The organism is Glaciihabitans sp. dw_435, from assembly GCF_018449675.1.
In the GTDB taxonomy this organism is placed as follows: domain Bacteria; phylum Actinomycetota; class Actinomycetes; order Actinomycetales; family Microbacteriaceae; genus Glaciihabitans.
The window spans coordinates 127,242-146,121 of the sequence record NZ_JAAVUZ010000003.1; the positions used below are offsets into that span (position 1 = coordinate 127,242).

Here is an 18,880-nt window from a genome sequence, read left to right on the forward strand (position 1 = left end):
GCTCGTGATTTCTTCCGTCCGGGGCACCGTGCTTTCTGCCGCGGGGACCATGGTCGTTATCGAGGTCGGGGGAGTGGGCCTGTCCGTACAGGTGACTCCACAGCACGCCCTCGGCCTGCGGGTCGGCAGCGAAGCCCGCGTGCTGACCGTGCTGATCGTTCGCGAAGACGATCTCAGTTTGTTCGGCTTTGCCGACGCCGACGAACTCGTTGTGTTCGACGCTCTCCGCGGTGTCACCGGTGTCGGCCCGAAGTCCGCGATGGGCGTTCTGGCGGCACTCGATCCCGGTCAGGTCGCCCAGGCGGTCGCGCTCGAGGACGACGCCGCCTTCCGCAAGGTCAGCGGTATCGGTCCGAAGACGGCCAAGCTGATCATCCTGTCGCTGACGGGAAAGCTCATCGGTATTTCCGCGACCCGTCGCGCTCCGGTATCGAAGTCTGCCTCCGTCGCCGACAGCGTGCTCGTCGCGCTCGTGGGCCTCGGCTGGAACGAGAAGGTCGCCGGTCTCGCCGTTGAAGACGCGGTATCCAGCGCCACTGAGACCGAACTCGCGGCCGTGCCCGCGCTGCTTCGCCTCGCCCTGACCAAGCTCGGTCCCGCACAGCAATCCGGAGGATCCGACCAGTGACGCCATCGAACGACGACGCCCTCGACGAGATCCTGAGCCCCATCCCGGAGTCGGAGGCGGAACTCGCCTTCGAGGGAGCGCTCCGTCCCAAGTCGCTCGCGGAGTTCGTGGGCCAGACGAAGGTGCGCGGGCAGCTGCAACTGCTGCTGCAGGCCGCTGCCATCCAGAACCGCACCCCCGACCACATCCTGCTCGCCGGCCCTCCGGGACTCGGCAAGACGACGCTCGCGATGATCATCGCCCATGAGAGCAACAGGCCGCTGCGGATGTCGAGTGGACCGGCTATTCAGCACGCGGGAGACCTTGCCGCGCTGCTGTCTTCCTTAACACCTGGTGAAGTTTTGTTCATCGACGAGATCCACCGCATGGCACGCTCCGCGGAGGAAATGCTCTACCTGGCGATGGAGGACTTCCGGATCGACATCATGGTCGGGAAGGGAGCGGGCGCGACATCCATCCCCCTCGACCTGGCGCCATTTACCCTCGTGGGCGCGACCACCCGGTCGGGAATGCTGCCCAACCCCCTGCGGGATCGCTTCGGTTTCACCGCACACCTCGAGTTCTACGACGAGCCCGAACTGGAGCAGGTGCTGTACCGCGCCGCCGCCCTGCTCGAGCTGGACATTGACAAGGAAGCCCTCGCCGAGATCGCCGGCCGGTGCCGCGGAACCCCCCGAATCGCCAACCGTCTGCTGCGCCGGGTGCGCGACTACGCGCTCGTGCACAACACGCGTGCCGGCCTCGAAGCAGTGCACGCGGCGCTCGAACTCTATGACGTCGACCCCCTCGGTCTTGACCGTCTCGACCGTGCCGTGATGATGATCATCCTCACCCGCTTTGACGGGGGTCCCGTTGGCCTCAACACCCTGGCGGTGTCCGTCGGGGAAGAGGCCGAGACCATCGAATCCGTTGTGGAGCCGTTCCTCGTGCGCATAGGGTTGCTGATCAGGACGCCCCGCGGTCGCGTCGCCACCCGCGAGGCGTGGGCGCACTTCGGCTTGACGAGACAGTCCACAGGTGGCCTGTTCGGCGATGACCTATAATTCCCTATGGCCGCACAGGCAGTCACTCTCGACTGATTCGGCCCCTCATTCTCTTCGGAAGGCTTTCCCATGGATTTCGCTAATATCGCGCTAATCGCAGTACTCGCAGTTCTCGTATTCTTCATGTTCCGCAACAGCCGCAAGCGCAAGGCACAGCAGGAGGAGCTTCGCTCCCAGATCGTTCCCGGCGCCGAGATCATGACCAACTTCGGTCTCTTCGGAAAGCTGATCTCGATCGATGAGCCCTCCAACGTCGCCGAGGTTGAGGTGTCGCCGGGCAACATCATCCGTGTTCACCGCCAGACCATCTCGAAGGTCGTCACCGGCAGCGACATCGAAGGCGATGCTCCCCGCTCCGTCGAGGAAGCCATCGAGCGTGCCAACCGCGAGGAAGCGGAGCGCGAGGCGCTGGCCAAGAAGGATGAGATCTCTTCGCACGAGCCCGAATTCGGTGAGCGCGTCGAGCCCACCGACACGACGCAGGCCAAGAAGGTTGACGAGTAACCACTAGCCTTGTGTGCGGCCCGGCGAAAGTCGGTCCGCTCTCCCGTGTCTGCGCGATGACCGCGCAGGCACGCTCATAGAAAGCTGAGTTTGCAGTTGGCAAAATCGACTCCGGTCAAGAAGGCCTGGCGGTCACTGACCTGGCTACTGGTCATCATCGTCGGCATGACCGCTTTGCTGGGGGGCGGAGTCCTGTGGGCTGGCGCAACCTGGGCGCCGAAACTGGCTCTTGACCTCGAGGGTGGAACGCAGATCGTCCTCGAGCCGAAGCTCGAGAGCGGACAGACCGTCTCCTCTGAGCAGCTCAGCCAGGCGGTGACGATCATCCGCCAGCGCATCGACGCCAGCGGCGTTTCCGAGCCGGAGATCACCACGCAGGGCAGCGGCGCGAACGAGACCATCGTTGTCTCGATCCCCGGTGTTCCCGATGCGGAGACGCTCGCGCGCATCAAGTCCTCGGCAAAGCTCGAGTTCCGCCCGGTGCTCGTCACCGAAGCGACCGCGACCAGTGCCGTCGGAGATTCGCCGACCGCGACCCCGACTCCCACGCCGACTGCGACGGCATCGCTGAATGCCACGCCGACGGTAAAGCCGACCGACGCCAGCGACCTGAACTACGTCACCGACGCACTGGCCTACCAGTACACGAACTTCGACTGTAAAGACGTCGAGAACGGTGCCGCGAGCGTCGCTCCCGCCGACCAGCCCCTCGTCACCTGTGACACCACGGCCGCCGGGGGAGTGCAGTACAAGTACATCCTCGGACCCGTTGAGGTCGCCGGTTCGACCATCAGCGACGCGACCAACTCGCTCGTGTCCAACAGCCAGGGCGTCAGCACCGGCCAGTGGGGCGTCAACATCGTCTTCAACTCCGAGGGAACCAAGCAGTTCGCCGCTGTCACCACGCGACTGCACGGACTGACCGGAGCACAGAACCAGTTCGCCATCGTCCTCGACGGCACGGTAATTTCCGCTCCGACCACCAACGCGATCATCACCGACGGTAAGCCGCAGATCACCGGTAGTTTCACGCAGCAGTCGTCGAAGACCCTCGCCGACCAGCTGAAGTTCGGCGCGCTGCCGATCGGCTTCCAGGTGCAGAGCTCGCAGGTCATCTCCGCCACACTCGGCCAGACGCAGCTCGCCAGCGGCCTGATCGCGGGCCTCATCGGTCTGCTGCTCGTCGTGATCTACTCCCTGTTCCAGTACCGCCTGCTCGGCCTGGTCACGGTGGCATCCCTCGTGGTCGCCGCGGTCATCACCTACCTGGCCATCGGGATCCTGTCGTGGCGGGAGGGATATCGTCTCTCCCTCGCCGGTGTCGCGGGTCTGATCGTGGCAATCGGATTTACTGCCGACTCCTTCATCGTCTACTTCGAGCGAATACGCGATGAGTTGCGTGATGGGCGCGGCCTCGTGTCATCCGTCGAAGCCGGCTGGAAGCGCGCACTGCGCACCATCTACGCCGCCAAGTCGGTCAACCTTCTGTCGGCCGCGGTGCTGTTCATCCTCGCCATCGGCAACGTCCGCGGCTTCGCGCTGACGCTTGGTCTCACCACGATCATCGACGTCATTGTTGTGGTGCTCTTCACCCACCCCGTGCTGCAGCTTCTCGCGACGACGAAGTACTTCTCGAGCGGTCACAAGATGAGTGGCCTTGACCCGAACGCCCTCGGTGCTATCTACCGCGGCCGCGCGCAGTTCCGTTCACCGGCAGCGGGTGCAAAGGCCGGTGCAAGCCGCGAGGCTGCGCGTCGCCAGACCATCGCCGAGCGCAAGGCGTCCGGCCAGTCCGCGCCGAATTCCGATACCACCGTTGACGGGAAGGACTCCTGATGGCTAGCTTCGCCAAGTTCGGCAATGACCTCTACACGGGAGCCCGCTCCTACGACTTCGTCGGCCGTCGCCGCCTCTGGTACATCATCGCGGCGATCATGCTTGCTGCGGCGATCATCATCCCGATCGCCCGCGGAGGGTTTGTCCTCGGTATCGAGTTCCGTGGTGGGTCCGAATTCAACGTCTCCAAGATTGCAGATCTCGCGGATAACAGCGCGAAGTTCCAGAACGAGGCGTCCGACGCCGTTGACGCGACCGTGTCTGATGCGTCCCCGCGCGTGTCCGTCGTTGGTGGCAACGGACTGCGTGTCCAGACCACGCAGCTGTCGGAGGCTGACTCGGACGCGGTTCGATCGGCTCTCGCCAAGACCTTTGACGTCTCCAACGACAACGTGTCGGCGTCGTTCATCGGACCCTCGTGGGGTGCGGACATCACCGGTTCCGCGATCCGTGCCCTCGTGGTGTTCGTGATCCTGGCCGCCATCGTCATGGCCCTGTACTTCCGTACCTGGAAGATGTCGCTGGCTGCCATCGTGTCACTCGCCCACGACATGATCATTACCGCGGGTGTGTACGGCATCCTGGGGCTGGAAATCACGCCGGCCGCCGTCATCGGATTCCTCACCATCCTCGGTTACTCCCTCTACGACACCGTGGTGGTGTTCGACAAGATCCGTGAGAACACCGCCGAGAACGGGCCTGAGTCGCGTCGCACGTTCGCCGAATCGGTCAACCTCGCCGTCAACCAGACACTGGTGCGCTCCATCAACACCGGTATCGTCGCCGCCCTCCCGGTCGGCGCGATCCTGTTCATCGGCGCAGCCCTGCTGGGAGCCGGCACCCTTGTTGACATCTCGCTGTCGCTGTTCATCGGAATCCTTGTCGGCACTTACTCGACGATTTTCATCGCTGCGCCGTTCTACTCGCAGCTGCGCGAGGGTGAGCCACAGTTCAAGAAGCAGGCTCTGCGACTGAACACGGCTCGCTCCGCCGCGACGATCGCCAAGTAGTCACCGTGGCCGAATCATCTGCGTCCGCCTCCGCTGAGCTCACTTCAGCGGAGGCGATCGCCGCCACCGCCGACGGTGGCTGGCTGCTGGACGTACGTGAGCAGGATGAGTGGGACAGGGGCCATGCCCCCACCGCGCACCTGATCCCGATGTCCGAGCTGCAGTCCCGCGTCGACGAGATCCCTGCCGACAAGCCGGTAATGGTCATCTGCCATAGTGGCGCGCGCTCCGCCCGGGTCGTGGACTTCCTCTCGCAGGAGGGATACGACGTGGTCAACGTCGCCGGCGGCATGATGGGGTGGCAGTCCGCTGGAGGCGTAGTCGTCGTCGACGGCACCGGCTCCGCTCTCGTTTAGACTGAACTCGGAAGGGTTTGTAGATGACGGAAACGACGACGCAAAACACGTCGTCGCTGCGCACTCTTATCCCTCGCATCTTCTCGAAGGCCCAGCCGGCCGGGGCCGTCGATCGTCTGATTAAGACCGTCAAGCTGCACCACCCCAAGGCCGACATCGCCCTGATCGAGCGTGCGTACGCCGCTGCCGAGAAGGCGCACCGGGGTCAGAAGCGTAAGAGTGGCGAGCCGTACATCACGCACCCGGTTGCGGTGGCCCAGATTCTCGCCGACCTCGGCATCGGCTCTAAGACCCTCGCCGCCGCACTCCTCCACGACACCGTCGAGGACACCGACTACACGCTCGAGATGCTGCGGAAGGACTTCGGCGACGAGGTCGCCATGCTCGTCGATGGCGTCACCAAACTCGACAAGCTGAAGTACGGCGACAGCGCGCAGGCGGAGACCGTGCGCAAGATGGTTGTGGCGATGTCGAAGGACATCCGCGTGCTGGTGATCAAGCTCGCCGACCGCCTGCACAACGCACGCACGTGGGGCTTCGTTCCCACGGCCAATGCTGAGCGCAAGGCGCAGGAGACCCTCGAGATCTACGCGCCCCTCGCGCACCGGCTGGGTATCCAGACCATCAAGTGGGAGCTGGAAGACCTGTCCTTCTCGGTTCTCTATCCGAAGCTGTATGTGGAGATCGAGTCGCTGGTTCGCCAGCGCACCCCGCAGCGCGAAGAATTCGTGCAGCAGGTCATCGATGCGGTCAAGGATGACCTCAAGTCCTCGAAGATCCGCGGCTCCGTCGTCGGACGTCCCAAGCAGTATTACTCGATCTACCAGAAGATGATCGTGCGAGGTCGCGACTTCGACGAGATCTACGACCTGGTCGGCATTCGAGTGCTGGTGAACTCGGTGCGCGATTGCTACGCCGTGCTGGGATCGATCCACGCACGCTGGAATCCGATTCCCGGTCGTTTCAAGGACTACATCGCCACCCCGAAGTTCAACCTGTACCAGTCGTTGCACACGACGGTCATTGGTCCCCAAGGTCGCGCCGTCGAGATCCAGATCCGTACACCGGAGATGCACCAGCGTGCGGAGTTCGGCGTTGCCGCGCACTGGAAGTACAAGCAGCGTGTCAACGGCGGCAAGGGAGCCGACTCGTTTACGCAAAAAGACTCCGACATGGCGTGGCTAGCCCACATCTCCGACTGGGAAGCCGACACGAGCGACCCCGCAGAGTTCCTCGACTCGCTCCGCTTCGAGATCGGCGCGAAAGAGGTCTACGTCTTCACGCCGCAGGGCAAGGTGATTGGCCTGCCGTCGGGCGCGACGCCCGTCGACTTCGCCTACGCGGTGCACACCGAGGTCGGCCACCGCACCATGGGCGCGAAGGTCAACGGTCGTCTCGTGCCGCTGGAGAGCGAGCTGCAGAGTGGTGACTCCGTCGAGGTGTTTACCTCGAAGAACCCCGACTCCGGCCCCAGCCAGGACTGGCTGAACTTCGTCAAGTCGCCGCGAGCCCGCAATAAGATTCGCCAGTGGTTCACGAAGGAACGTCGCGAGGAGGCGATCGAGCAGGGCAAGGACTCCATTGCCCGCGCGATGCGCAAGCAGAACCTCCCGCTACAGAAGCTGATGAGTCAGGACTCCTTCTCGGAGGTCGCGGCCCAGCTGCGCTACGAGGACGTATCCGCACTCTATGCCGCGGTCGGCGAGGGCCACGTGTCCACCCAGTCCGTGCTGGAAAAGGTTGTGTCATCGCTGCAGTCCGAAGCGGACACCGAAGACGCTGACATCCCCTTCACTCCCAAGGGCCAGAGCCGCCAGCTTCGGCACAGCGATTCCGGTGTGCTGGTGCGCGGCGCTCCTGACATCCTCGTCAAACTCGCCAAGTGCTGCACGCCCGTTCCTGGAGACCAGATCGTCGGATTCGTTACCCGCGGCTCGGGTGTCTCGGTGCACCGCGCGGACTGCCACAACGTGGCATCCCTGCTCACCGAGCCGGAACGCATGATCGACGTGGAGTGGGCGCCCTCCTCCAAGAGCGTGTTCCTCGTCCAGATCCAGGTCGAGGCGCTTGACCGTGCGGGACTGCTGTCGGACGTCACCCGGGTACTCAGCGAGTCTCACGTCAACATCCTCTCCGCGTCCGTGTCGACCTCAAGCGACCGCCTTGCGCTCAGCAGGTTCGTCTTCGAGATGGGCGACACCACTCACCTCGACCGTGTGCTCAATGCCGTACGGCGGATTGACGCGGTCTACGACGTGTATCGCGTCAGCTCCGGATAGTTCCTCTTCCCGCAGGTCACCGAGAAGCAGTTGTTCGGCAGACCGCAGTCGCCTGGCCGCGCGGATCTTGTTGGGCAGGTTCCTGTTGCGCTCCATCTCATCGATGCATTCGGCGGCGGAGAACCCCGCAAGTCTCATCAACAGTGCCCCGCACGTCGCCTCGGGTGTCCCGAAACGGAGCGAAAATCGGGCGATGTCGATCGCGGTTCGTCGCGGCGTCGTGATGCCGATTCCCGCGACTGTTACTACGTCCGCCGCGGTGAGCACCGCCTCGTGCACGGTGACCCGGGCCGTTGCCGCCGGACGACGACGCGCGTGCGCCGCAACGCACACCTGCGGGCGAGCGGGCGCGGACGCGATGGCGCCCCACACCCACGCTGCCGACAGCCGCGCGGCAATGAGACGGGTAGACAGAACGGGCACGAGGGATGTCGCGCGAAGACGCACATCGGATACCTCGTCGATCACGCAGTAGCTGTCCCCGAGCGGGTAAACGACCCCGTCGAGACGGAGGGCGCTGAGCTCTGTCGAGGGAAAGTCGTCGGTACGCAAAATCGGGGACAGCCGCGCCATGTCGCAATTGTGCGACGAGCACGACCGTCCCCGATGCGGGAAACAGCTATTTGTGGACGCGGGCCCCCTGTGGAGGGGGAGCGAACCTAGGAGCCGAGGGCGTCCAGCCAGATCTTGCGGGCGTCCAGTGCTTCCTGGGCGTCCTTGACCTTCTTGGTGTTGCCGCTGGCCTTGGCTTCCGCCAGTTCTTCCTCGAGCTTGGCGATGGCGTTGTGGAGCTGGCTGGCCAGTCCCTCGCTGCGCGCCTGCTTCTCGGGGTTGCTCTTCTGCCAGTGATCCTCGTCGAGCTTGCGAACCGCGGTCTCGACCTTGCGCAGGCGGTCCTCGATGGGCTTGACCTTGTCGCGGGGAACCTTGCCGATCTTGTCCCAGCGGCGCTGGATCGACAGGAGGGTGTCCTTCGCCTTGACCCGATCGGTCTCGGTGAGGAGCGGCTCCGCCTCGGTGAGGAGTTCGAGCTTCAGGGCGAGGTTCGCCTCGAACTCAACATTGTCGATCGCCTCCACCTCGGACTTCGCCGAGTAGAGAACGTCGCCCGCCGCCTTGAACTTCGCCCACAGGGCGTCGTCCAGCTTCTTTCCGGCGCGGCCCGCCAACTTCCAGTCGTCCAGAAGTGACCGGTAGCCGGGGATGCCGTCGACGCCCTTGGGAATGAGCGCCTCCGCCTTGGCGACGAGCTCCTGCTTGCGGGTGCGGGCGTCCTTGTGGGTGCTGTCCAGCTCGGCGAAGAACGCCTTGCGGTGCGTATCGATCGTGCTGCGCGCGGCACGGAATCGCTTCCACAGCTCGTTGCTCTCGTTCTTCGGAAGGCGTGGGCCTTCCTGCTGGTGCTTCTGCCAGCGGGCGAAGATGTCATCGAGTGTGGCGGTGACTTGCTTCCACTGAGCCTTCGCCGGGTCCTGGGCCGCAAGCGCCTCAGCTTCCGCGACGAGGGCCGCGCGCTCTGCGAGGGCCTCGCTGACTGCCGCCTTGGCCTCTTCGGTCTGCTTCTCCGTCAACTCGGTGACGGCGCCACCCAGCGCCTCGAGTCGCGTTCGCAACGCTGCGAGATTGCCAACGGCGTTAGCGTCGGCCAGCGTCGCCGTGAGGCTCGCCACCGTCTTGGCGATGTCGCTGGCGGGTGCGCCACGTTTCGCGCGCTGCTCGAGAAGAGTGACCTGTCCGGCCAATTCAACAAACTTGCGCTCGAAGTAGGCAAGCGCCTCTTCGGGAGTTCCGTCGGGGTATTGACCGACGGCACGCTCGCCTGTCGCCTCGCGGACGTAAACGGTTCCCGTCTCGTCGACGCGTCCCCATGGGGTCTGATCGTCTGTAGCCACGTTAATTTCACCTTGCTGCTCGGGCCGATTGCCTCTAACCGACCGGGCACCAGCCTATTGCACGCCGCAATCGGCGAGCTCGTTCGATTTGGGTAAAGAGGAGTTCTTGGGAAAGTTACTTGACGCTGACGGCGGTGATCGTCGTCGCGATGGCGGGAGGCCCATCGGTGGGAGTTGTCGCGGATGCGGCCACGCCGCTGGAAATGATCTGGCTCTGCAGCGCATCGAGTCCGCTCGTGACCTTACCGATGACCGTGTAGCCGCCGCCGTCCGTGGGGAGCGTGGTGTCGCCGTACACGATGAAGAACTGGTGGTCCTGCGAGTACTGCGAGTCGCTCCGCGCCAGGGCGATGGTTCCGACGGGATAGACGCCATCGGCCGGCGCGTTCTCGACGGGGCCGTAGCTGTAGTTGGGATCACCCTGGCCGTCGCCGGTCAGGGAACCGCACTGCAGCACCAGGAGGCCGGCACCGGTTGTCAGCCGGTGGCAGGTCTTGCCCGTGTAGTAGCCCGACTTGGTGTCGGTGACGAAGGATGCCACTGCCTGCGGGGCAGCGGCGCCGTCCAGCGAGATTCCGAGCGCCACCTTGTTGAGGGTGAGGTCACCCGTCCACGTGCGGTTCTCCGCGACGGACGGGGAGGGAATGGCGCCCACGTTCGCGTCGGCGGTCGGCGTTGGCGTGGGGGTCGCCGTCGGCGTCGGGGTAGCCGAGGCCGACGAGGACGGCAGAGGCAGAGGCTTGCCGGGACCACCGGTGAAGTAGAAGACCTGCGTGAGGGTGGCCAGCGCGACAATGACGACGACGCCGATGACGGCGATGATGTTGTCGCGCTTGCGGCGCGTCACCTGCTGCGTGTGCACGGCCTGTCGCGCGTTGTACCGACGAAGTCGCTCTCGCGCCTCGCGTACCTCGCGTGCAGTGTTCTTGCTCGGTGCCACGTGTCCTCCGTAAGTGCGGTGCGGGATGCCCTGATGAACTTTACGGTGCCGCCGTGAGGCGGGCCAAATGCGCACGAGCTTCGTGACCGGGTGCCCGGCGGTGTCGTGGGTCGCGGTTAGCATTGCGGGATGGAGATGCGGCAGGGATTGCGCGGTGGCGCGACGCCGCTGGCGGTCCGCATGCGCCCGACGTCACTCGATGAGGTCGCGGGCCAGCGTCATCTCCTTGGCCCGGGTTCCCCCCTGGTGAGCCTCGCCTCCGATAAGTCGGGGGAGCAGGGCTCGGTCTCCGTGATCCTCTGGGGGCCGCCCGGCACGGGCAAGACGACGCTCGCCCAGGCGATCGCCCACAGTTCCGGTCGTAACTTCGTGGAACTCAGCGCCGTCAACGCGGGCGTTGCAGATGTGCGCAAGGTGATGGAGCAGGCGCTGTCCAACCGTGACCTCTACGGCACGACGACCGTTCTGTTCCTGGACGAGATCCACCGCTTCAGCAAGGCCCAGCAGGATGCGCTCTTGCCCGGCGTGGAGAACGGCTGGGTCATTCTCATCGCAGCGACAACGGAAAATCCCTCGTTCTCCATCATTTCGCCGCTGCTGTCCCGCTCCCTTCTTCTCACGCTGGAACAGCTGAGCGACGACGACCTGGGCATCGTCATCGACAGGGCGGTCGCCGATCCGCGGGGACTTAAGGGCGCGATCACCCTGGCGCCCGAGGCCCGCGCCGCCCTCATTCGCCTCTCCTCGGGCGATGCCCGGCGTGCGCTGACCGCGCTGGAGGCAGCCGCGCTGTCTGCCACATCGACGGCGGATGATGGCAAGCCGGTCGTTACCGACGACACGGTGGCGTTGGCGGTGGACAGGGCCCTCCTGCGGTACGACCGCCAGGGGGACGAGCACTACGACGTGATCAGTGCCTTCATCAAGTCGGTGCGCGGCTCGGACGTGGATGCCGCCCTGCACTACCTCGCCCGCATGATCGAGGCGGGGGAAGACCCGCGGTTCATTGCTCGGCGGATCATCATCAGTGCGTCGGAGGACATCGGTATGGCCGATCCCCAAGCGCTCGTGATCGCCGTGGCCGCGGCCGACGCGGTGCAGTTCATCGGGATGCCCGAGGGGCGGATTCCTCTCGCCGAGGCAGTCGTTTACCTCGCCTCGGCTCCCAAGTCGAATGCGTCGTATATGGCGCTGGATGCCGCGATCGCCGATGTTCGCGCGGGAAACTTCGGTCGCGTCCCCAAGCCGCTGCGCGATGCCCACTATCCCGGGGCGAAGCGCCTCGGTCACGGCAAGGGATACAAGTACTCCCACGACTCCGACCTCGGTGTGGTGGAACAGCAGTACCTCCCCACCGAGCTGCGCAACACCGCCTATTACCGTCCGACCGAGCACGGGAACGAGCGGGATGTGTCGGCGCGGTGGGAGAAGCTCCGCCGGATCATCCGCGGCAAGTAATGGGTGTCATCGGTCGCTCGGCGGTGCGGCGACCCGCGGAGAAATCGTTGGCCGGAACCGTTCCTCGTCGTGCTAACCTAGACGCTGCCAAACACTGGTTTACCGCGCACGGCTGCTGCGGGAATCCGGTCAAGGAAACTCAGGTCTGTAGCCGACCAGGTTCCGCGGCAAATCCCTCTGAATTAATCCGGGCATCCTGCTGCGCGTTCATGCGTGAGCGCGAGAGGCCGGGCTGCCATTCATTAACTTAGAGAATAAGGACACTGTGTCTACCAAGTCACGTACACGTAGCAAGACCCGCCTTTCGCGCGCGCTGGGCATCGCCCTCACGCCGAAGGCGGCCAAATACCTCGAGAAGCGTCCGTACGCTCCGGGTGAGCACGGCCGCACCAAGCGCAAGCAGGACAGCGACTACGCCGTCCGTCTGCGTGAGAAGCAGCGTCTGCGCGCCCAGTACGGCATTCGCGAGGCCCAGCTGAAGATCGCTTTCCAGGAAGCGCGTCGCGCCCAGGGACTGACCGGTGAGAACCTGGTTGAGCTGCTCGAGATGCGTCTCGACGCCATCCTCGTTCGCTCCGCCATCGCCCGCACCACGGCTCAGGCTCGCCAGCTCATCGTTCACCGTCACATCCTTGTTGACGGACAGCGCGTTGACCGCCCGTCGTTCCGCGTCAAGCCGGGACAGCTCGTTCACGTTCACGCTTCCAGCGAGGGCCTCGAGCCGTTCCAGGTTGCAGCTGCCGGCGGTCACGTCGACCTGCTTCCGAAGCTGCCGCCGTACCTCGAGGTGGAGCTGGACAAGCTGCAGGCTCGTCTCATCCGTCGTCCGCTGCGCGCAGAGGTCCCCGTGACCTGTGAAGTTCAGCTGGTCGTTGAGTACTACGCAGCTCGCTAGTCACTAGCACGCAGCACGGAAAATGCGGGTCGCCTTCGGGCGGCCCGCATTTTGCGTATGGCCCGGCAACATCGCGCGCGCGTGCCAGCAAGTAAGCTGGATCGGATAATTGCTCGCCACAGGTTAGGGAGACGTCATGAAGAACGTATTTTGGCTCATCGTCGGAATTGCCGTCGGATTCGTCGTGGCTCACGAGGTATCGAAGACTCCCGGTGGCAAGAAGTTCTTCGACGACGTGAACGGTAAGTCCCACGACTTCGCCTCCGCGATCGTTGACGGCTACAAGCAGCGCGAGGCCGAGCTGCGCTCCGCCGTATCGGACATCGAAGACGCCGCCACAAAGGCAGCAAAAAAGATCAAGTAACTCCGCGCTCCGCGCCGAGAGACGAAACACCCTGCGGCCTGAACGGCCGTACCACCTGCAACACAATCGGGAACTCATGCAGACCGCAGACATTCAGAGCCGCTGGCTCAACTTCTTTGGCGACCGCGGACACACGGTGGTGCCATCGGCCTCACTCGTGAGCGACGACCCCACCCTGCTCTTCACCGTCGCCGGCATGGTGCCGTTTGTGCCGTACCTCACGGGTCTCGTGCCCGCGCCGTACCCCCGGGCGACCAGCGTGCAGAAATGCATCCGCACCAACGACATCGAAGAAGTGGGCAAGACGCCCCGTCATGGCACGTTCTTCCAGATGAACGGTAACTTCTCGTTCGGCGACTACTTCAAGCGCGAGGCGATCGAGTATGCGTGGGAGCTGCTGACGTCATCCGAGTCATCCGGTGGCTTTGGATTCGACGAAAAGGACCTCTGGGTCACCGTCTACAAGGACGACGACGAAGCTGCTCTGCTCTGGAAAGAGATCGCCGGACTGCCCGACGAGCGCATCCAGCGCCTCGACATGGACACCAATTACTGGTCGACCGGCCAGCCCGGCCCCGCCGGCCCCTGCTCGGAGATCTTCTTCGACCGCGGACCCGAGTACGGCGTCGATGGCGGTCCCGCAACCGATGACGACCGTTACGTGGAGATCTGGAACCTGGTCTTCATGCAGTATCTGCGCGGCGAGGGAACCAAGAACAGCTTCCCCATCCTCGGCGACCTGCCGAAGAAGAACATCGACACCGGCATGGGACTCGAGCGCGTCGCGTTCCTCAAGCAGGGCGTACAGAACATGTACGAGATCGACCAGGTGCGCCCGGTCCTCGACATGGCCGCGGAGCTGTCGGGCCGCCGGTACGGCGCCGACCACGACGACGACGTGCGGATGCGCGTCATCGCGGACCACGTCCGGTCGTCCCTGATGTTGATGTCCGATGGTGTTCGCCCCAGCAACGAGGGCCGCGGGTACATCCTCCGCAGGCTCCTGCGCCGGAGCATCCGCTCCATGCGTCTTCTCGGCGTCGAAGACCCCACCTTCGGATCGCTCTTCCCCGCGTCGCGCGATGCCATGAAGGCCGCGTACCCGGAGGTCGAGACCGACTTCGACCGCATCTCACGACTGGCGCTGGGCGAGGAAGAAACCTTCCTGCGTACCCTGGCCAGCGGCACGAGCATCCTCGACCTCGCGGTTGCGTCCACGCAGAACTCCGGCGCGACCGAGATTCCCGGCGACACGGTGTTCCAGCTGCACGACACGTTCGGCTTCCCGATCGACCTCACGCTCGAAATGGCGGAGGAGGCCGGACTCAGTGTTGACCGCGACGCGTTCGACCGCCTCATGTCCGAGCAGCGCGCAATGGCGAAGGCCGACGCGAAGGCGAAGAAGACGGCGTTGGCGGACATGTCCGTGTACGGCGACTTCCGCGCGCAGGGCGAAACGGTCTTCACGGGCTACGAACTGCTCACCACCGACAGCACCATCCTCGGAATCATCGTGGACGGGGCGTCCGTCGATCGCGCCGTCGTCGGCGACATCGCCGAGATCATCCTCGCGGAGACCGCCCTGTACCCCGAGTCGGGTGGTCAGGAGGCAGACTCCGGCAGCATCGTCGGCAAGGGCTTCGACCTCGAGGTTCTCGACGTACAGCGACCCATCAAGGGACTCGTCAGCCACCGCGTGCAGGTGCGGTCCGGCGAAGTGGGAGTGGGGGATGACGCCACCAGCGTTGTCGACCCCGTGTGGCGCCACGCCGCTGCCCAGGCTCACTCCGCGACCCACCTCATTCACGCGGCACTTCGCCAGACGCTCGGCAATGACGCGCACCAGGCCGGCTCGTACAACAAGGCGGGATACGCGCGCCTCGACTTCAACTGGAACCAGCCGCTGTCTCCGGCGACCCGCAGCGAGATCGAGAACATCGCAAACAACGCGGTGCGCGACAACCTCGAGGTGACCACGCGCATTCTTCCGCTGGCGGAGGCGAAGTCACTCGGCGCAATGGCGCTGTTCGGCGAGAAGTACGGCGACACCGTTCGTGTCGTGGAGATCGGCAGCCCCTGGTCGCTCGAACTCTGCGCCGGCACCCACGTGCGTCGCTCGGCGGAGATCGGGCTCATCAGCCTGACGAGCGAATCCTCCATCGGGTCGACCGCGCGGCGCATCGAATCCCTCGTGGGTCTCGACGCGTTCCGTGATCTCACGACGGAGCGCGCGATCGTGTCGCAGCTCACCTCGTCCCTGAAGACCCCGCGTGAGCAGCTGCCCGACCGCATCGCGGACCTGGTTGCGAACCTGAAGTCTGCCGAGAAGCGCATTGCGCAGTACGAGGCGGCCGAACTGGCCGACCGCGTGCCCGCGCTGGTCGCGACCGCGTCCAGGGTCGGAAACGTGCGCCTCGTTGTTCAGAACGTCGGCAGCGTCAACACGCCCGATGACCTGCGCTCCCTGGCGACAACTGTTCGTGACCGTCTTGGTTCCGACGCCGCGGTCATCGCCCTGGCTGCGGACGTTGCGGGCAAGCCCGCCGTGATCGTCGCCACGAACGATGCCGCGCGCTCCACGGGAGTTCGCGCGGGCGTGCTTGCCAAGCTTGCTGCCGGGATCCTCGGTGGCGGTGGTGGCGGCAAGGACGACCTCGCCCAGGGTGGCGGTTCCGACCTCGCCGCGATCCCGACAGCGCTGGACGCCATTAGCGCGAGCGTCGCCGGATAGTGCGATCGGGAGTTCGCGTCGGCGTTGACGTGGGGAAGGTGCGCATCGGCATTGCGCGCACCGACTTCCACGGCATGCTGGCGACGCCGGTCGAGACGGTGCCCCGCGGCAGCGGCGACGTTGCACGCATCCTCGCGATCGCTGCGGAAGTGGATGCCACGGAGCTGATCGTGGGCCTTCCACTGTCGTTGTCCGGGGGACGCACACCGTCGACCGAAGACGCGCAGGGTTTCGCTCAGGCGCTGGCGAACGCGACCCCGTTGCCCGTGCGGATGGTTGACGAGCGACTGTCGACCGTGTCCGCACAGGCGGCCCTGCGTGCCTCGGGGCGCACGGTTAAATCCTCACGATCTGTGATTGACCAGGTTGCCGCCGTTATAATCGTGCAACATGCCCTCGACTTCGAGCGCACAGCGGGCCGCCCCCCTGGCGTTGTCGTTGATCCCGACGAAGGACAGTAGATCGTGGCAGACGAGCCCACCTGGGAAGACCTCTTTGGCGAGGCCACCCGTCCAGCACCCCGGGAGACCCAGCGTCCCGTCGCGCCGAAGCCGACCGATGACGGTGTCTGGCCGCTGCGGCAGCCCCCCGCGCCCGCCTCGGCACTGACGCCGCCCGCTGACGACCCCATCACTCCCGCGGCAACCGCAGCCACCACGCCCGCGGCGTCCCCGCCCCCGACAGGACACGCCTCCGCCGCTCCGGTGGACGCCGTTCCGGCAGCGTCGACGCAGCCGGCCGCCCCGGTTCCCGCGGACCTGCCCACGAGCGCCGCGCCCGTGACCGACGCTTCACCGATTCCGGCTACCCCCGTGGTTGCGGCGCAGCCCACGCGCCGACAGTTGCGGGAGAGCGAAGCGCGTCTCACGGCCGCCGAGACCGGACGCATCCCGAAACAGGCCGCCCGTCAGGAGCCCGTGCGCGACGTCGCTGCTCCCAAGAACGCAAAGCCGACCAGGAGCGCGAAACCACCGAAGCCTCCGAGAACGTCGAAGCGCGACCGCGGTGACGTGAAGCGTCGCCGGCGTCGCGGCTGGATCTGGCTCGTGGTGCTGTTGGTCGTCTTCGGTGCGGCCGGCGGAACCGCGGCGTATGCCTGGGCCAACTTCGAAGGCCCGATCCGCAAGGTTCTCAATATTGAACTGCCGATCGACTACACCGGTACCGGCAACGGCCAGGACACCACGGTGACCGTCGTCTCCGGAGACGTCGGCGAAACCATCGCGGAGTCCCTGCACGCCGCGGGTGTCACCATGACGAAGGAGGCGTTCTACAACCTCCTGCTCGCCAAGAGTGAGCAGCCCGTCTTCCAGCCGGGCACCTACAAGCTCCAGAAGCATCAGAGCGCGGCATCCGCCCTCACCGCGCTTCTGGATCCCAAGAACCTCGTGGTCTCTAACGTGCTCATCCCCGAGGGCACCACGATCACCAATACGCTCAAGCGCCTGTCGAAGGGCACGGGTGTGCCGCTTGCCGACTTCACCGCTGCTGCCAAGGATTACGTCTCGCTCGGGGTTCCTGCCAACGCCCCCAGCGCGGAGGGATTCCTCTTCCCGGCGACGTACACCTTCGAGCCCGGCTCGACCGCGAAGCAGATCCTCACGCGCATGGTCGACCGCATGTACGAGTCACTCGATGCGGCCGGCGTCGCGCCGAAGGACCGCCTGCGCGTACTGACGATGGCCGCGCTCATCCAGAAGGAGGGCGGCAGCACCAAGGACTTCTACAAGGTGGCGCGCGTCTTCCAGAACCGTCTCGACCAGAAGATGCTGCTGCAGTCGGACGCCACCGTGAGCTACGGCTCGGGCGGTACCTCCATCAGCACCACCGACGCCGAACGGGCGGACGCCTCCAACCCGTACAACACCTATGTGCACCTCGGACTGCCGGTGGGGCCGATCTCGGCTCCCGGCGACGACGCGATCGACGCGGCACTGCATCCCGTAGCGGGAGATTGGCTCTACTTCGTGCTTGTGAATGGCGACACCGGGGAGACGAAGTTCTCCACAACCCTCGCGCAGCATGAAGCGGCGGTGGCGCAGTGGCAGAGTTGGCTCGCTGCCCACCCGGACTTCGACAATTGAGTTCCGCACCCGCCAGGCGCCTTGCGGTGCTGGGTTCGCCTATCGCCCACTCGAAATCCCCGGCCCTGCAGCTGGCGGCTTACGGAGTTCTCGGTCTCGACTGGCAGTACAGCGCCGTCGAGGTCACCGACGACACGCTCGCCGACTTTGTCGAGTCGCGGGATGACGCGTGGCGCGGCCTGTCCCTGACGATGCCGCTCAAGCGCGACATCCTTGCCCTGCTCGACCGCCGCGACCTGCTGGTGCAGACGACAGGGTCGGCCAACACCGTGCTCTTCCGTGGGGATGGCAACAAGCGCTACCTCCACGGCTTCAACACCGACGTCTTCGGCATCACCGAGGCGTTCCGGCGTCAGGGCACCACGAAGCTGGGGATCGTGCAGATCCTCGGTGGGGGCGCCACCGCCGCCTCGGCGATCGTCGCCGCCGGCCAGCTCGGCGCGCACACCGTGCACGTGTCGGTGCGCACCCCCGACAAGGCGACCGGACTGCTCGATGTCGGGAAGGCTGCCGGTGTCACGGTGATCATTGGTTCGCTGGCGGATGCACCGACCGCCGCCAAGCGTCCGGACGCGGTCATCAGCACCATCCCCAACGGCGTCGAGACAGGCATCGTCTTCCCGGAGGACACCCGCTCGACCGCCGTGCTCCTCGATGTGGCCTACCACCCGTGGCCGTCGGCACTGGCGAGCGAGTGGAATGCCGCGGGCGGAGCCGTCATCGGGGGTCTCGACATGCTCGTTCTGCAGGCGCTCGCCCAGGTGCGGATCTTCGTCGGCGGTAACCCCGCGTCCGCGCTCGACAAGGAGCCCGTGGTGCTCGCGGCGATGTTCGCGGCCGTCGGCCTGTGACCGCTGTGG

Annotated in this window: 16 protein-coding genes and 1 pseudogene; 14 read left to right on the plus strand and 3 right to left on the minus strand. The window is 65.3% G+C overall.

The genetic code is table 11. The annotated features are described in order from the left end of the window. The first annotated feature begins 4 nt into the window (after nucleotides 1–4). The 7 genes from ruvA to HB677_RS05545 all read left to right on the plus strand — a co-directional run bounded on the left by ruvA (nucleotide 5) and on the right by HB677_RS05545 (nucleotide 7,656). A complete protein-coding gene (gene ruvA / locus HB677_RS05515) occupies nucleotides 5–628 on the plus strand; it encodes a Holliday junction branch migration protein RuvA (protein WP_213814681.1) in 624 nt (207 codons plus the stop codon). Then, nucleotides 625–1,671, plus strand: coding sequence for a Holliday junction branch migration DNA helicase RuvB (ruvB, locus tag HB677_RS05520; RefSeq protein ID WP_307852492.1), 1,047 nt, complete (start codon nucleotides 625–627; stop codon nucleotides 1,669–1,671). Before ruvA ends, ruvB begins: the two co-directional genes overlap by 4 nt. Nucleotides 1,672–1,740: 69 nt before the next feature. After that, on the plus strand, nucleotides 1,741–2,175 hold the full coding sequence (gene yajC, locus HB677_RS05525; protein WP_213814682.1) for a preprotein translocase subunit YajC: 435 nt from the start codon (nucleotides 1,741–1,743) through the stop codon (nucleotides 2,173–2,175). 96 nt (nucleotides 2,176–2,271) lie between these two features. Continuing rightward, nucleotides 2,272–4,011, plus strand: a complete 1,740-nt coding sequence (gene secD / locus HB677_RS05530) for a protein translocase subunit SecD (protein ID WP_213814683.1) — start codon at nucleotides 2,272–2,274, stop codon at nucleotides 4,009–4,011. Further along, a complete protein-coding gene (secF, locus tag HB677_RS05535) occupies nucleotides 4,011–5,021 on the plus strand; it encodes a protein translocase subunit SecF (RefSeq protein ID WP_213814684.1) in 1,011 nt (336 codons plus the stop codon). Before secD ends, secF begins: the two co-directional genes overlap by 1 nt. Nucleotides 5,022–5,026: 5 nt before the next feature. Then, nucleotides 5,027–5,377 (plus strand): rhodanese-like domain-containing protein, encoded by a 351-nt coding sequence (locus tag HB677_RS05540; RefSeq protein ID WP_307852493.1) that lies wholly within the window; start codon nucleotides 5,027–5,029, stop codon nucleotides 5,375–5,377. Between the two features lie 23 nt (nucleotides 5,378–5,400). Beyond that, on the plus strand, nucleotides 5,401–7,656 hold the full coding sequence (locus tag HB677_RS05545; protein WP_213814685.1) for a bifunctional (p)ppGpp synthetase/guanosine-3',5'-bis(diphosphate) 3'-pyrophosphohydrolase: 2,256 nt from the start codon (nucleotides 5,401–5,403) through the stop codon (nucleotides 7,654–7,656). 177 nt (nucleotides 7,657–7,833) lie between these two features. Here the strand turns inward: HB677_RS05545 and HB677_RS18295 are convergent. The 3 genes and pseudogenes from HB677_RS18295 to HB677_RS05555 form a co-directional block, all read right to left on the minus strand. Then, nucleotides 7,834–8,229, minus strand: a pseudogene (locus HB677_RS18295) (type IV toxin-antitoxin system AbiEi family antitoxin); the annotation flags it as partial. A gap of 86 nt (nucleotides 8,230–8,315) precedes the next feature. Continuing rightward, complete coding sequence (locus HB677_RS05550) at nucleotides 8,316–9,548, minus strand: DUF349 domain-containing protein (protein ID WP_213814686.1); 1,233 nt, start codon at nucleotides 9,546–9,548, stop codon at nucleotides 8,316–8,318. Between the two features lie 115 nt (nucleotides 9,549–9,663). Next, nucleotides 9,664–10,488, minus strand: a complete 825-nt coding sequence (locus HB677_RS05555) for a peptidylprolyl isomerase (protein WP_213814687.1) — start codon at nucleotides 10,486–10,488, stop codon at nucleotides 9,664–9,666. A 129-nt stretch (nucleotides 10,489–10,617) separates the two neighbouring features. Here HB677_RS05555 and HB677_RS05560 point away from each other — a divergent pair, with 129 nt between their 5' ends. The 7 genes from HB677_RS05560 (at nucleotide 10,618) to HB677_RS05590 (ending at nucleotide 18,871) form a co-directional block, all read left to right on the plus strand. Beyond that, entirely contained in the window at nucleotides 10,618–11,946 is a 1,329-nt protein-coding gene (locus HB677_RS05560) for a replication-associated recombination protein A (RefSeq protein ID WP_213814688.1), read from the plus strand. Nucleotides 11,947–12,211: 265 nt separating this feature from the next. Next, nucleotides 12,212–12,841, plus strand: a complete 630-nt coding sequence (gene rpsD / locus HB677_RS05565; protein ID WP_213814689.1) for a 30S ribosomal protein S4 — start codon at nucleotides 12,212–12,214, stop codon at nucleotides 12,839–12,841. A gap of 136 nt (nucleotides 12,842–12,977) precedes the next feature. After that, nucleotides 12,978–13,205 carry a hypothetical protein gene (locus tag HB677_RS05570; RefSeq protein WP_213814690.1) on the plus strand — a complete coding sequence of 76 codons (228 nt, stop codon included), beginning with the start codon at nucleotides 12,978–12,980 and terminating at the stop codon, nucleotides 13,203–13,205. Nucleotides 13,206–13,281: 76 nt separating this feature from the next. Next, on the plus strand, nucleotides 13,282–15,936 hold the full coding sequence (gene alaS, locus HB677_RS05575; RefSeq protein ID WP_213814691.1) for an alanine--tRNA ligase: 2,655 nt from the start codon (nucleotides 13,282–13,284) through the stop codon (nucleotides 15,934–15,936). Continuing rightward, nucleotides 15,936–16,397: a Holliday junction resolvase RuvX gene (gene ruvX / locus HB677_RS05580; protein ID WP_213814692.1), complete on the plus strand. Its 462-nt coding sequence runs from the start codon at nucleotides 15,936–15,938 to the stop codon at nucleotides 16,395–16,397. Before alaS ends, ruvX begins: the two co-directional genes overlap by 1 nt. A 3-nt stretch (nucleotides 16,398–16,400) precedes the next feature. Next, complete coding sequence (gene mltG, locus HB677_RS18775) at nucleotides 16,401–18,020, plus strand: endolytic transglycosylase MltG (protein WP_213814693.1); 1,620 nt, start codon at nucleotides 16,401–16,403, stop codon at nucleotides 18,018–18,020. After that, the gene (locus HB677_RS05590) at nucleotides 18,017–18,871 is read left to right on the plus strand and encodes a shikimate dehydrogenase (RefSeq protein ID WP_213814694.1); all 855 of its coding nucleotides are present in this window, start codon (nucleotides 18,017–18,019) and stop codon (nucleotides 18,869–18,871) included. Before mltG ends, HB677_RS05590 begins: the two co-directional genes overlap by 4 nt. The last annotated feature ends 9 nt before the right edge of the window (nucleotides 18,872–18,880 follow it).

Coding starts and splice junctions, on each gene's coding strand:
- yajC (WP_213814682.1), top strand. CDS start 1,741: ATGGATTTCGCTAATATCGCGCTAATCGCAGTACTCGCAGTTCTCGTA.
- secF (WP_213814684.1), top strand. CDS start 4,011: ATGGCTAGCTTCGCCAAGTTCGGCAATGACCTCTACACGGGAGCCCGC.
- HB677_RS05545 (WP_213814685.1), top strand. CDS start 5,401: ATGACGGAAACGACGACGCAAAACACGTCGTCGCTGCGCACTCTTATC.
- HB677_RS05560 (WP_213814688.1), top strand. CDS start 10,618: ATGGAGATGCGGCAGGGATTGCGCGGTGGCGCGACGCCGCTGGCGGTC.
- HB677_RS05570 (WP_213814690.1), top strand. CDS start 12,978: ATGAAGAACGTATTTTGGCTCATCGTCGGAATTGCCGTCGGATTCGTC.
- alaS (WP_213814691.1), top strand. CDS start 13,282: ATGCAGACCGCAGACATTCAGAGCCGCTGGCTCAACTTCTTTGGCGAC.